The organism is Streptomyces sp. AM25, assembly GCF_058146165.1.
Genome location: NZ_JBKIWN010000133.1, coordinates 193,625 through 207,067 on the forward strand (window position 1 = coordinate 193,625; position 13,443 = coordinate 207,067).

General features: G+C 73.8%; 10 protein-coding genes. 4 read left to right on the forward strand and 6 right to left on the reverse strand.

The genetic code is table 11. The features are described from left to right. Positions 1-65: 65 nt before the first annotated feature. The 5 genes from sucD to ACLHRZ_RS38255 form a co-directional block, all read right to left on the reverse strand. Positions 66-950, reverse strand: coding sequence for a succinate--CoA ligase subunit alpha (gene sucD, locus ACLHRZ_RS38235; protein ID WP_490423186.1), 885 nt, complete (start codon positions 948-950; stop codon positions 66-68). 20 nt (positions 951-970) lie between these two features. Next, positions 971-2,149, reverse strand: coding sequence for an ADP-forming succinate--CoA ligase subunit beta (gene sucC / locus ACLHRZ_RS38240; RefSeq protein ID WP_490423187.1), 1,179 nt, complete (start codon positions 2,147-2,149; stop codon positions 971-973). A gap of 205 nt (positions 2,150-2,354) precedes the next feature. Beyond that, positions 2,355-3,533 carry a VWA domain-containing protein gene (locus ACLHRZ_RS38245; RefSeq protein ID WP_490423188.1) on the reverse strand — a complete coding sequence of 393 codons (1,179 nt, stop codon included), beginning with the start codon at positions 3,531-3,533 and terminating at the stop codon, positions 2,355-2,357. Next, positions 3,530-5,857 (reverse strand): DUF5682 family protein, encoded by a 2,328-nt coding sequence (locus ACLHRZ_RS38250; protein ID WP_490423189.1) that lies wholly within the window; start codon positions 5,855-5,857, stop codon positions 3,530-3,532. Before ACLHRZ_RS38250 ends, ACLHRZ_RS38245 begins: the two co-directional genes overlap by 4 nt. Further along, a complete protein-coding gene (locus ACLHRZ_RS38255; protein ID WP_490423369.1) occupies positions 5,854-6,981 on the reverse strand; it encodes an ATP-binding protein in 1,128 nt (375 codons plus the stop codon). Before ACLHRZ_RS38255 ends, ACLHRZ_RS38250 begins: the two co-directional genes overlap by 4 nt. 157 nt (positions 6,982-7,138) lie before the next feature. Here ACLHRZ_RS38255 and ACLHRZ_RS38260 point away from each other — a divergent pair, with 157 nt between their 5' ends. Together ACLHRZ_RS38260 and ACLHRZ_RS38265 are read left to right on the forward strand one after the other, a co-directional pair. Further along, positions 7,139-8,545 carry an SWIM zinc finger family protein gene (locus tag ACLHRZ_RS38260; RefSeq protein ID WP_490423190.1) on the forward strand — a complete coding sequence of 469 codons (1,407 nt, stop codon included), beginning with the start codon at positions 7,139-7,141 and terminating at the stop codon, positions 8,543-8,545. A 13-nt stretch (positions 8,546-8,558) separates the two neighbouring features. Continuing rightward, positions 8,559-10,169, forward strand: coding sequence for a DUF5691 domain-containing protein (locus ACLHRZ_RS38265; protein WP_490423191.1), 1,611 nt, complete (start codon positions 8,559-8,561; stop codon positions 10,167-10,169). Between the two features lie 38 nt (positions 10,170-10,207). On the opposite strand, the gene icmB is transcribed toward ACLHRZ_RS38265, so the two are convergent. Further along, a complete protein-coding gene (gene icmB / locus ACLHRZ_RS38270; RefSeq protein ID WP_171078963.1) occupies positions 10,208-10,618 on the reverse strand; it encodes a coenzyme B12-dependent isobutyryl CoA mutase small subunit in 411 nt (136 codons plus the stop codon). Between the two features lie 375 nt (positions 10,619-10,993). Here icmB and ACLHRZ_RS38275 point away from each other — a divergent pair, with 375 nt between their 5' ends. Next, a complete protein-coding gene (locus tag ACLHRZ_RS38275; RefSeq protein ID WP_490423192.1) occupies positions 10,994-11,791 on the forward strand; it encodes an esterase/lipase family protein in 798 nt (265 codons plus the stop codon). 195 nt (positions 11,792-11,986) lie between these two features. After that, positions 11,987-13,402, forward strand: a complete 1,416-nt coding sequence (locus ACLHRZ_RS38280; RefSeq protein WP_490423193.1) for a M23 family metallopeptidase — start codon at positions 11,987-11,989, stop codon at positions 13,400-13,402. Positions 13,403-13,443 lie beyond the last annotated feature (41 nt).

Here is a 13,443-nt window from a genome sequence, read left to right on the forward strand (position 1 = left end):
GGCCCGCACCCCCGTCGCAGGGGTGCGGGCCCACGGTCCGGCTCAGCGGCCGAAGCGGCGGAGAGTCAGCCGGCGAGGGCGGCGCGCGCCAGGCGGGCCGTCTCCGACGGGGTCTTGCCGACCTTCACACCGGCGGCCTCGAGGGCCTCCTTCTTCGCCTGGGCGGTGCCGGACGAGCCGGACACGATGGCGCCGGCGTGGCCCATCGTCTTGCCCTCGGGCGCGGTGAAACCAGCCACGTAGCCGACGACCGGCTTGGTGACGTTCGCCTTGATGAAGTCCGCGGCCCGCTCCTCGGCGTCGCCGCCGATCTCGCCGATCATGACGATCAGGTCGGTCTCGGGGTCGGCCTCGAACGCGGCGAGCGCGTCGATGTGGGTCGTGCCGATGACGGGGTCGCCACCGATGCCGACGGCCGAGGAGAAGCCGATGTCACGGAGCTCGTACATCATCTGGTAGGTCAGCGTGCCGGACTTGGACACGAGACCGATGCGGCCGGGCTTGGTGATGTCGCCCGGGATGATGCCGGCGTTGGACTGGCCCGGGGTGATGAGACCGGGGCAGTTCGGGCCGATGATCCGGGTCTTGTTGCCCTTCGAGCCCGCGTACGCCCAGAAGGCGGCGGAGTCGTGGACGGCGATGCCCTCGGTGATCACGACGGCCAGGCCGATCCCGGCGTCGATCGCCTCGACCACGGCGGCCTTGGCGAAGGCCGGGGGCACGAAGACGACGGTGACGTCGGCACCGGTCTTCTCCATCGCCTCGGCGACCGAGCCGAAGACGGGCACCTCGGTGCCGTCGAAGTCGACGCTCGTGCCGGCCTTGCGCGGGTTCACACCGCCGACGATGTCGGTGCCGTCGGCCAGCATGAGCTTGGTGTGCTTCATGCCCGTGGCGCCGGTCATCCCCTGGACGATGACCTTGCTGTCCTTGGTGAGGAAGATAGCCATGGTTGTGGAGTCCTCGTCCCTTACTTAGCCGCAGCCAGCTCGGCGGCCTTGTCGGCCGCGCCGTCCATGGTGTCCACACGCTGCACCAGCGGGTGGTTGGCGTCGGAAAGGATCTTGCGACCCAGCTCCGCGTTGTTGCCGTCGAGGCGCACGACCAGCGGCTTGGTGACGTTCTCGCCCTTGGACTTCAGCAGCTCCAGGGCCTGGACGATGCCCTTGGCGACCTCGTCGCACGCGGTGATGCCACCGAAGACGTTGACGAAGACGGACTTGACGTCCGGGTCCCCGAGGATGATCTCGAGACCGTCCGCCATCACCTCGGCGGAGGCGCCGCCACCGATGTCGAGGAAGTTGGCGGGCTTGACGCCCGAGTGCTTCTCACCGGCGTACGCGACGACGTCCAGGGTGCTCATCACGAGGCCCGCGCCGTTGCCGATGATGCCGACCTGGCCGTCGAGCTTGACGTAGTTCAGGCCCTTGGCCTTGGCGGCCGCCTCGAGCGGGTTGGCGGAGTCCTTGTCCTCCAGCGCCTCGTGGTCCGGCTGGCGGAACTCGGCGTTGGCGTCCAGGGAGACCTTGCCGTCGAGGGCGATGACGCGGCCGTCGGCGACCTTGGCGAGCGGGTTGACCTCGACGAGGAGGGCGTCCTCGGCGACGAAGGTCTTCCACAGGGTCACCATGACCTCGGCGACCTGCTCGGCGACCTCGGCCGGGAACTTCGCCTGGGCGACGATCTCGCGGGCCTTCTCGAGGGTGACGCCCTCGTTGGAGTCGACCGGGACCTTGGCGAGCTTCTCGGGGGTCGTCGCGGCGACCTCCTCGATGTCCATGCCGCCGGCGACCGACGCCATGGCCAGGAAGGTGCGGTTGGTCCGGTCGAGGAGGTACGAGACGTAGTACTCCTCGGCGATCTCCGGAGCGGTCTCGGCGATCATGACCTTGTGGACCGTGTGGCCCTTGATGTCCATGCCGAGGATGTCCGTCGCGCGGGCGACGGCCTCGTCCGGGGTGGCGGCCAGCTTCACGCCGCCGGCCTTGCCGCGGCCGCCGACCTTCACCTGAGCCTTGACGACCGAACGGCCGCCCAGACGCTCAGTGGCCTCGCGCGCCGCCTCAGGCGTGTCGATGACTTCACCGGCCAGCACCGGTACACCGTGCTTGGCGAAGAGGTCCCTCGCCTGGTACTCGAACAGGTCCACGCGCGTCCGTCCCTTTTCCATGGATATCGCGGTTCGTTGTCTGCGCGGGCGTGCCGCGCGGCAGCGTGAGGACGCGATCTATTACGAGGGCGGCACACGATCACCGTTGATGCGGCATGTCCGTCTCGCAGGTTATCCCCGCCGGAGGGGCGGCCCTAAATCAGAGGTCACACTCCGGCCGTGATTAGCCTCACAGGCGGAGGCGTCATCCGGCTTCGGGTATCGGCAGCGGACGTTTCTCCAGGGCCGCTGCCATTACGTCGGGGAAGAGATCCGGCGTACAGGCGAAGGCGGGGGCGCCGAGGGCGGCCAGCGCCGCCGCGTGCTCGCGGTCGTAGGCGGGAGCCCCCTCGTCGGAGAGCGCCAGCAGGGACACGAACTGCACGCCCGAAGCCTTCATGGCCGCCACCCGTCCGAGCATCCCGTCCCGGATCCCGCCCTCGTAGAGATCACTGATCAGGACCACCACCGTTTCGGCCGGGCGGGTGATGCGGGACTGGCAATAGGCGAGGGCGCGGTTGATGTCCGTGCCGCCGCCGAGCTGGGTGCCGAAAAGGACGTCCACCGGATCGGCCAGCTGGTCGGTGAGGTCCACTACGGAGGTGTCGAAGACGACCAGCCGGGTGTCGAGCGCCCGCATCGAGGCCAGGACGGCGCCGAAGACCGAGGCGTAGACGACGGAGGCGGCCATCGAGCCGGACTGGTCGATGCACAGCACCACCTCCTTGCGCAGGGACTGCGCCGCACGCCCGTGGCCGATCAGCCGCTCGGGGACGACCGTGCGGTGCTCGGGCAGGTAGTGCTTGAGGTTGGCCCTGATCGTGCGGTCCCAGTCGATGTCGCGGTGGCGGGGGCGGGCGACGCGGGAGGAACGGTCGAGGGCGCCGGTGAGGGTGGACCGGGTACGGGACGCCAGGCGGCGCTCCAGATCCTGGACGACCTTGCGGACGACGGCCCGCGCGGTCTCCTTCGCCGTCTCGGGCATGGCCCGGTCGAGGGAGAGGAGGGTGCCGACGAGATGGACGTCCGCCTCGACGGCCTCCAGCAGCTCGGGCTCCAGCAGCAGGGCGGACAGGCCCAGCCGCTCGATGGCGTCGCGCTGCATCACCTGAACGACTGACGTCGGGAAATACGTGCGGATGTCCCCCAGCCAGCGGGCGATCCGCGGCGCGGAGCCGCCGAGCCCGGCGTCGCGCCGGTCCTCGCCGGAGCGGTCTCCATAGAGGGCCTGCAGGGTGCGGTCCATGGCGGCGTCGGTGCCGGCGAGGGTGCAGCCGGTGCCGTCGGCGCCGCTGTCGTCGCCGAGCACGAGGCGCCAGCGGCGCAGCCGCTCGGCGGTGGCGGTGGTTGTAGCTGTATCAGTGGCGGTGGCTTTGGCATTCATCGTGGTACTCCCCCGGTGGCATCGAGGCCCAACAGCAGGCGCAGCGTGGGCAGGACGGCCGCCGCCCGCCCGGCGTCGAGCCCGGGGCCGAAGCCGGGCAGGCCGTCCCCGCCCGGTGCCGGTGCGCCCGCGCCGCCTCTGCGGATCAGCTCGCCGAGGGCGCGGCGCACCCCCGGTTCGTGGGCGGAGAAGGTGCGGCGCAGCAAGGGCAGGACGTTCGTGAACGCGTCGGGCGGTACGCCGGTGAGCCAGGTGTCGACGAGGGCGAGGAGACGCTCGTCGTGGACGAGCAGCATGCCGCCGGAACCGCCGCCGCCGGTGAACCCCTCGATCCAGGCGGCCGCTTCGGCCGGGACGGTGCCGGCGGAGAGCGCGAGGCCCATGAGCCGGGCGGCCCGCTCCTCGGTGAGGCGGCCGTCGTCCAGCAGCAGCCGGGCGGCCCGGCCCTTGATGCCCCCGGGCAGGTGCTCGCGGGCGGCGAGGGTGCCGAGGACGGCGGCCCAGCGCTCGCGCAGCGGCTCCTTGCCGAGCAGGCCGACGGCCTGGTGCACCGCGTCGACGTGCCCCCGCATCTCCGCCGCCGCGTCCGCGTCGAGCCCCGCGCAGGCGGCGGGGAGCCCGACGAAGACCCGCTCGGCGATCCCCTCGGCCACCTCGCCGAGAGCGACGGTGCCGGTGCGGCGGACGTCCCCGTAGCGCACGGAGCGGACCAACGCGGGCAGCGCCCGGGCCAGATGGCTCACGTCCGTGTCGAGCGCGGCCCGGTCGGCGAGGGCGCGCATGACGGCCGGGAGCGCGTCGGCGAGACCGGCGAGCAGGCACTGCTCGGCCAGCGCCGTGACCTCGGCGAGGGCGGTGGACTCGCGGGCCAGGGACTCGGCCCTGGCCGTGGCCGCGCCCTCCACCGTCGTGCCCCAGATGCCGGCTTCGGCGACCCGGACGGCCAACTCGGGCTCCCAGCACAGCCGCCAGGTCTCCCGGAAGGTGCCGAGCGAGCCGCGCGAGCGCACGGGCTCGCCCCAGCCGACGCCGAGCAGCCGCAGGCGGTGCAGCAGCCTGCTGCGGGCGGCATCATTGTCGCTGCGCAGGTCGAACTCGCGCTCGCGGACGGCGGCTTCGGGTTTCATCCGGAGGCTGCGCTGCAGCCGGTCCAGGTCGCGCTGGAGGGGCGCGGCCGGTGCGGATCCGGGGACTTCGCCGAGCACGTCGCCGATGACGAGGCGGTCCTGTACGAGGGCGAGCGGCACGTCGGATCCGTCGCACATCACCGCGCGCACGGCGTCGGCCGCCTCGGCGAGCCCGGCCAGCGGGCGCCCGCTCATCGCGGCGAGGGTCCCGGCGAGCCGCACGGCCTCGATGACGTGGGCCGAGGAGACGGGACGGTCCTCCTCGCGCAACAGCCGGGCGACCGTGGTCATCCAGCGCTCGACGAACCGGTCGGGCGCGCGGAAGAGGTGCGCGTACCAGCCGGGCGCGGTGATCCCGGCACCGTACCCACTGCGCCGGGCCAGCCGCCGGTGCGTCCACGGCACCCAGCCGATCGACGCCTTGACCTTCGGCAACCCCTTGAGCAGCTGCCGGTCGGACGCCACCGTCCGCTTCTCGGCGAGGGCCGGCACATGCCAGGCGCCGCACACGACGGCGACACCGTCCCCGAACTCCCGCCGTGCCTCACGGAGTTTCAGCCGCATGTGCGCTTCCCGCACCGCGTCCCGTGCGCCGACGGATCCGCTGTCCGCCCGCAACTCCGCCATGGCCTCGGCGAGGGCACGGAAGGGCGCCAGGGCATCACTGCCGGCGCCGCACTCGTGCCGGTGCTCGACGGCGTCCTCCCACCAGACCTCCGCGTCGTCGTATCCGGCGGCTGCGGCGAGCGCGCCGAGGGGGTCGTCGTGACGGGACGGGACAGGCGGGTCCGGCAGGTCCGTTGGGTCCGGCGGGTCTGTCGGGTCTGTCGGGTCCGCAGAGTCCGGCGGGTCCGCAGGGTCCGGCTCCGCGCTCAGGGCTAGCGAGTTGACGGCCGGCAGGTCGATGAAGCGCACCGGCACATCACGGGACAGGGCCCAGCGCAGCGCCACCCATTCCGGGGAGAACTCGGCGAGCGGCCAGAACGCGGCGCGGCCGGGGTCGTCGGCGGCGTGGGCGAGGAGGGCCACGGGCGGGCGCATGTGCGGGTCCGCGGCGAGGCGGGCGATCGCGTCCGCCTCCGGCGGGCCCTCGATCAGGACGGCGGCCGGACGGCACCGGTCGAGGGCCGCCCGGACGGCGCGGGCCGAGCCCGGGCCGTGGTGGCGGACGCCCAGCAGGGCGGGGGCCGTGGTCATGCGGACACCTCGCGGCACGCGCGGTAGAAGTCCTTCCAGCCGTCCCGCTCGCGGACGACCGTCTCCAGGTACTCCTGCCAGACCAGCCGGTCGGCAGCCGGATCGCGGACGACCGCGCCCTGGATTCCCGCGGCCACGTCACCGGCGCGCAGCACCCCGTCGCCGAAGTGCGCGGCGAGCGCCAGGCCGCCGGTGACGACGGAGATGGCCTCGGCCGTGGAGAGCGTGCCCGAGGGCGACTTGACCTTGGTGCGGCCGTCCGTGGTGACCCCGTCGCGCAGCTCGCGGAAGACCGTGACGACGCGCCGGATCTCGTCCGCCCCGTCCGGCGCGGCCGGCAGGTCGAGGGCGCGGCCGAGCTGTTCGACGCGCCGGGCGACGATGTCGACCTCGGCCTCGGGGGTCTCGGGCAGGGGCAGGACGACGGTGCTGAAGCGGCGGCGGAGCGCGCTGGAGAGCTCGTTGACGCCGCGGTCGCGGTCGTTGGCGGTGGCGATGAGGTTGAAGCCGCGAACTGCCTGGACTTCTTCGCCCAGTTCGGGGATGGGCAGGGTCTTCTCGGAGAGGACGGTGATGAGGGTGTCCTGGACGTCGGCCGGGATGCGGGTGAGCTCCTCGACGCGGGCCGTGAGGCCCTCCGCCATGGCACGCATGACGGGACTGGGTACGAGCGCTTCGCGGCTGGGGCCGTGGGCCAGGAGCCGGGCGTAGTTCCAGCCGTAGCGGATGGCCTCCTCGGCGGTGCCCGCGGTGCCCTGCACCAGAAGGGTGGAGTCGCCGCTGACGGCGGCGGCCAGGTGCTCGGAGACCCAGGTCTTGGCCGTGCCGGGCACGCCGAGGAGCAGCAGCGCGCGGTCGGTGGCGAGCGTGGTGACGGCGACCTCCACGATGCGGCGCGGGCCCACGTACTTGGGCGTGATCACGGTGCCGTCGGGCAGCGTGCCGCCGAGCAGGTACGTGGCCACGGCCCAGGGCGACAGGCGCCAACGGGCGGGCCTGGGACGGTCGTCGGCGGCTGCGAGGGCCGCGAGCTCGTCCGCGAAGGCGTCCTCGGCATGCGGGCGCAGGGCCTGCGTCTCGGTCGGAACGGGAGGCGCGGAAGGTGCGGAGAGCGTGGAAGGCATGGTGGTGGCTGGGATTCCGGACACGGTCACAAGTCCCCCTCGTCGTGCGGTTCCGGGATGCGTGACCAACCCTGCACCAGCCCACTGACAATCGCCCTGACCAGCGGTTTCGCTGCTCCGAGGCCGATTGTCAGTGCCTGGGTCCAGCATGGTCGGCATGAATCCGCAGGGGGAACGCCGGACGGAGGATCAGGTGCTCGCGCTCGCACCTGACGCCGCATCACGCAAGGCGGGCGCACGGCTCGGGGTGCCGGGCCCGTGGTCGGGTGCGGGCGCCCGCACGGAGGGGGGTGCGGGCGCGGTGTGGGGGGAGTGCAGAGTCAGCGGCAGCACGCCGTACCGGACGGTCGTGGACCTGGCGGGCGAGGCCGGTCCGGGCTTCCACTGCACGTGCCCGAGCCGCAAGTTCCCGTGCAAACACGCGCTGGGGCTGCTGCTGTTGTGGTCCTCGGGCGAGGAGGCCGTGCCGGCCGCGGCGGGGGATCCCCCGGCCTGGGCCGGGGCCTGGCTGGACCGGCGGCGGCAGCGCGCCCGGCAGTCGGCGGAGGCCGCGGAGGAGCCGGGCGGCGGATCCGCGGGACCCACGGCCGGCGGCGAGCCGGCCCGGCGCCGGGCGGACCGCCGGGCACAGCGCATGGCCGCGGGCGCCGTGGAGTTGGAGCAGCGGCTGGTGGATCTGCTGCGGCACGGCCTCGCGGCCGCCGAGGGGTCCGCGTACGGGCAGTGGGAGGAGACGGCCGCCCGCATGGTCGACGCCCAGGCGCCGGGACTGGCCTCGCGCACAAGGGAGTTGGCGTCGCTGTCGGGCGCGGGCGCGGGCGGGCCCGGTGCAGGCGCGGCCCGGGCGTCGCGGCTGCTGGAGGAGTGCGCCCTGCTCCACGCCCTCAACCAGGGCTTCCTGCAGGCGGACCGGCTCCCCGGACCGCTCGCGGCGACGGTGCGCAGCCGCGTCGGCGTCAGTACGGACGCGGCCGCCGTGCTGGCCTCGGCCCCGCCCGTCCGCGACCGCTGGCTCGTCCTGGCCCGGCAGGACGGTGACGACGGCCGGCTGATCACGCGTCGCATCTGGCTCCACGGCACCGCGACGGGCCGGATGGCGCTGCTCCTCTCCTACGGAGGAGGGGGCCGGGCACCCGAACTCTCGCTGCCCACGGGCCTCGTGCTGGACGCCGACCTCGCCTTCCACCCGTCGGCCCGCCCGCTGCGGGCCGTCCTGGGTGCACGCCACGCACCGCCCGCCCCCTCCCCCGCGCCCCCGCCGGGGGTCGGCACGGAGGCGGCCCTGCGCGCCTACGGCGAGGCGCTGCGCGACGATCCCTGGCTGGACGCCTGGCCGGTGGTCCTGTCGGACGTGGTCCCGGTCCCGGATCCGGAGCACGGCTGGCAACTCGCCGATTCCGGCGGCGATTCGGCGCTCCCGGTCGACCCGCGGTGCAGCGACCGTACGGGCCTGTGGCAGCTCGCGGCGATATCCGGCGGCGGCCCGGTGACGGTCTTCGGTGAATGCGGTCACCGGGGCTTCGCACCGCTGGCCACGTGGGCGCCGGAACTCGTGACACTGTGAAGGGAACCGAGGCATGACCATCACTTCCCGCACCGCCCCGCACGCACCCGCCTGGGACGATCTCGTCGCCGCCGCGCTGCTCGGCACCGAGCGGCGCACCCCGCCCGTGCAGCCGCGCCCGGGGCAGGAGCCCGCGGCGGCACTGCTGGACGAGGCCGCGCTGCGCACGGTGCAGCGGCGCGCCGCCCTGCTGCCGGCCGCGGCGAGGGCGCGTCCCGAGGCCGCTCCGGACGATCCGCGGCCGCTGCTTCCGGCCGCCGCCGCCCGGCGGTTGGCACTGCTGCTGGCCGACCGGGCGGGCCCCGGCGGCGGGGGCCGTCAGGGCTCCGCGCCCGACCTGACCGAGCTGCTGCCGCAGTGGCTCGCCGCCGCCAACGGCCGCGGCTACCGGGTCCCCGCCGCCCTGCTGCCCGGCCTGCTCGACGCGGCGCGGGCCCGCAGCGACCTGCGGGCGGCGGCCCTCGCCCTGGCCGGGCCGCGCGCCCTGTGGCTGGCCCGGCTCAACCCGCAGTGGGCGTACGCCCTGCGCGGCGCCGTGGCGGGCAGCGCGGCGCTTCCCCCGGTGGCCGGTGAACAGGTGTGGCACGAGGGCCTGTTCGCCGAGCGGGCCGCCCTGCTGGCGTCCCTGCGGCGCGGCGATCCGGCGGCGGCCCGGGAGTTGCTGGCCACCACGTGGGCCGAGGAGCGCGCGGAGGACCGGCTGATGTTCCTCGACACGCTGCGGGAGGGCCTCTCCCTCGCGGACGAGCCGTTCCTGGAGCAGGCCCTGTCCGACCGCAGCCGCAATGTGCGGACCCTGACGGCCGAGCTCCTGTCCGCCCTGCCCGGCTCGGCCCTCGCGGCCCGCATGGCCGAACGGGCCCGTGCCTGCGTGGCCTTGGACCGCGCGGGCGCCCGCGAGGACCGGTGCATAGCGGTGGAGGCGCCGCACGAGTGCGACAGTGCGATGCAGCGGGACGGCGTGGCCGCCAAGCCGCCGTCCGGCAGGGGCGAGCGGTCGTGGTGGCTGACCCAGCTGGTCGAGGCCGCTCCCCTGACGACCTGGTACGAGCGGCTCGGTGTCGCGGGCGCGGCCGAAGCGGTGGCCCTGCCGGTGGCCGACGGCTGGCAGTCCGATCTGCACGCGGCCTGGTGCCGGGCGGCCGTGCGGCAGCGGGACGCGGAGTGGGCGAGGGCGCTGCTGGGTCCGGCGGCGGCGCCGCCCGCGCCGGAGGGCGCGACGTGGCGCGACCCGGCGAAGCTGCTGTCGGCCCTGCCGCCCGCCGAACGGGCCGCCTGGGTGGCCGGCTTCATCGCCGCGCACGGGCTGTCGGACGCGTTCCGGCTGCTGGGGGTGTGCGCGGTGCCGTGGGCGGAGCCGCTGGGGAGAGCGGTGGTGGATGCGCTCGACATCGCGCGGGACGCGGGGAGTTACCCGTGGAGCTTCAGCGGGGTGATGGGCATGGCGGAGCGCTGCCTCGACCCGGCGGAGGCCGGGCGGCTGGAGGGGCTCACCTCGGTGCCGGATGCGGAGTCGGCTCCGCCGGGAGCCTCCGGGTACTGGGCGGAGGCGTTCCGCCGGCTCGTGGGCACGCTGCGGCTGCGGGGGGTGATGCGGGAGGAGCTGGCAGGCCCCGCGGTGTAGGGCGGGGGCCCGGGCGCCGGCCCGGGCCCCGTACCCGATCAGCCCACAGCGTGGCGCACGTTGGCGTTGACCCACTCCACGATCGATGTCGTCGTGGCGCCCGGGGTGAAGATCTCCGCGACCCCCAGCGCCTTGAGCGGCGGGATGTCCTCGTCCGGGATGATGCCGCCGCCGAAGACCTTGATGTCCTCGGCGTCGCGCTCCCGCAGCAGCTCCAGCACCTTGGCGAACAGGGTGTTGTGCGCGCCGGAGAGGATGGACAGCCCGATCGCGTCGGCGTCCTCCTGGATGGCGGTGTCGACGATCTGCTCGGGCGTCTGGTGGAGCCCGGTGTAGATCACCTCCATGCCCGCGTCGCGCAGCGCCCGCGCGATGACCTTGGCGCCGCGATCATGGCCGTCGAGCCCCGGCTTGGCCACCACCACGCGGATCGGACCGGTCACTCCCATCACTGCCTCCATGCACTACCGCCGCCAACCGGCCGGGGATGTGAACGAACGTTATCCACAGCATCCCGCAACCGGCCGTTTCACGGTGGAGAGCGAGGGGGAAATCACACGTGGGACACCACGTTCGCTACTCACCGCTCCCGTTTCCCGCGTCTCACGGGCCGCAGCGCCGCCCGGATCTCCAGAGCCGCCGGACTGCGGGGCGGCCACGAGGGGAGCCGCGACGAGGCCGCCGCGCCGCAGGGCCGTCCCAGCCGCATGGCTCAGCGGTGCGGCAGGCAGCGCACAGCTGCCCGCCAGGGCACACGGGGGAAGGCAGCCCTGCATGTGTGCCGTTCGGGAGGTCGGCCAATGGGGGCCTTGCCCTTGCTCCGCATGCTCGTGCGCCCTTCTGCCGCGCTGTTGCGCTCCACGGTGCTCGAGCTGTTGATCCTCACGGTGCACGTCCTGCTCTACCCCACGGGCCTGACGCAGGAGCGCCGTCCTCCGCCGCCGGCCGTCGCCGCTCCGCCGAGCGGGCAGGAGGGCGACGACGAGGACCGCCCGCCGGTGCTCCTCCTCCACGGCTTCATCGACAACCGCTCGGTCTTCGTCCTGCTCCGCCGCTCCCTGCGGCGGCACGGCTGGCGGCACGTCCAGACCCTCAACTTCTCGCTGCTGACGTGCGATGTCCGCGCCGCGGCCGTGCTCCTCGCCCGGCACGTCGAGGAGGCCTGCGCCCGCACCGGCAGCCCGCAGGTCGACGTCGTCGGGCACAGCCTCGGCGGTCTGATCGCCCGGTACTACGTGCAGCGGATGGGCGGCGACACCCGGGTGCGCACCCTGGTCACGCTCGGCACCCCGCACGCCGGCACGCACCTGGCACGCACCGTGCCCGGGCACCCGCTGGCCCGGCAGATGCGCCCCGATTCCGAGATCGTCGCGGAGCTCGCGCAACCGGCGCCGCAATGCGGCACCCAATTCGTCAGTTTCTGGAGCGATCTCGATCTCATCATGATCCCGGTGGAGACTGCACGGATCGATCATCCGGATCTGGTCTCGCGCAGTGTGCGGGTGAGCGGCGTGGGTCATCTCGCCCTCCCCGTGCACACGGAGGTGGCCGCCGGCATCCGGCAGGCGCTGACCACGGAGGAGACGGCGGACGGCCGCGCCGGGGCGGCCTCGGTGGCCTGACCGACGGGGGCCCGGACGCCCTATTGTCGAACGTATATCGAACGTCAAGTCGAGCCGCCCGGGTTCAGTCCGCCGAAAGGCGGCTAAATGCCCGGCGTCCGCATGCCCGAAACGTGGGGAAGATTGTCGCCGTCGCATACCGCCGGGTACAGTCGCCGCTAATTCTCCTGCCCCCAAGGCGAAATGGAAGTGGTGGTGAACGACCGTCACCCGTCGGCGGGCCCGGCTCCGACCGTTCCCGCTCCTGATGCCTCCTCCTACGGGCACTACGCCACATCGCCGTACGAGCAGCAGGACAACGCACCGCAGGGCTATGCCGGATACGCCTACGACACATACGCCTCCGGCGGTTCGGGACACTGGGAGACCGCCAGCGCCTGGGGCGCCGCGACCGGGCAGACCCAGACCTGGGACTTCAGCGGCTACGACCTCGGCGACGGCGGGCAGTCGGCCGGGCTGGGCGCCCCTTCGGCGGTGGCCGAGGGAGGCGGCTGGGCCACGGCCGGTTCGTACGACACGTACGGCGCGCAGCAGCAGCCCGTCGACCAGGCCATGACGCAGTCCTGGGACACCTCCGGGTACTTCCCGTCCTGGAACTCCTCCGCCCAGTGGGACTTCACCGGTTACTCGCAGACCCAGGCCTGGGACACCGGCAGCTACGCCGAGCCCGTGCCGGAGGCGGCGGCCCCGGAGCCGGCCCCCGCGGCCATGCCGACTCCGACGCTCATGACCGACGTCTCCGTCGTCTCGGCCGTCCCCGGGTTCTCCGGTGTGGCCGACGCCGAGACCTGCACCATGTCGGTCCTCGACATGGAGGAGCCGGAGGCCCCGGCGGCGGAGCCGCCCCCGGCCTCCCCCGCCCGCAGCCGCCGCAAGGGCGCGGCCTCGCGCGCCGGTTACCGCCCCCGCCGCCGGGCGCTCCTCACGGTCGCCGTGCCCTCGGTGGCCGTCATGGGCGTGGCCGGGATCGCCGCCGCGTCCGTGGCGGCCGGCGGGCACAAGGACACCCCGCACACGCAGGCCGCCGCCCCCGAGCAGCCGGTGAAGCTCTCCGCGGCCAACAGCAAGCTGGACACCCAGCTCGCCGGTCTCAGCAAGGGCGCCGACGACTTCGCCTCCCGCGCCAGCCGCAACCAGGAGCGGCTCGACCTCCAGGCCCGCCAGGAGGAGGAGCGCAAACGCAAGGCGGAGGAAGCCGCCCGAAAAGAGGCGGAGCGCCCGAAGTTCGCGCTCCCCGTCAGCCAGCACGGCCTGAGCGCCTACTTCGGACAGGCGGGCGTCAACTGGATGTCGGTGCACACCGGCATCGACTTCCCCGTCAGCTACGGCACCCCGGTCATGGCCGCCACCGACGGCACGGTCAGCACGCAGTACAACGTGGCCTACGGCAACATGGCGAAGGTGACGTCCGCGGACGGCATCGAGACCTGGTACTGCCATCTGAGCAGCTACAAACTGCGCTCGGGGAAGGTCAAGGCCGGGGACGTCATCGCCTATTCCGGCAACTCCGGCAACTCCACGGGCCCGCACCTCCACTTCGAGGTCCGCCCGGGCGGCTCGGCAGTGGACCCCCTGCCGTGGCTCCGCGGCCACGACCTGGACCCGACGTAAGAGGCCCGCTCCCGCGCCCCGTCAGGGGCGCGGGGAACTGC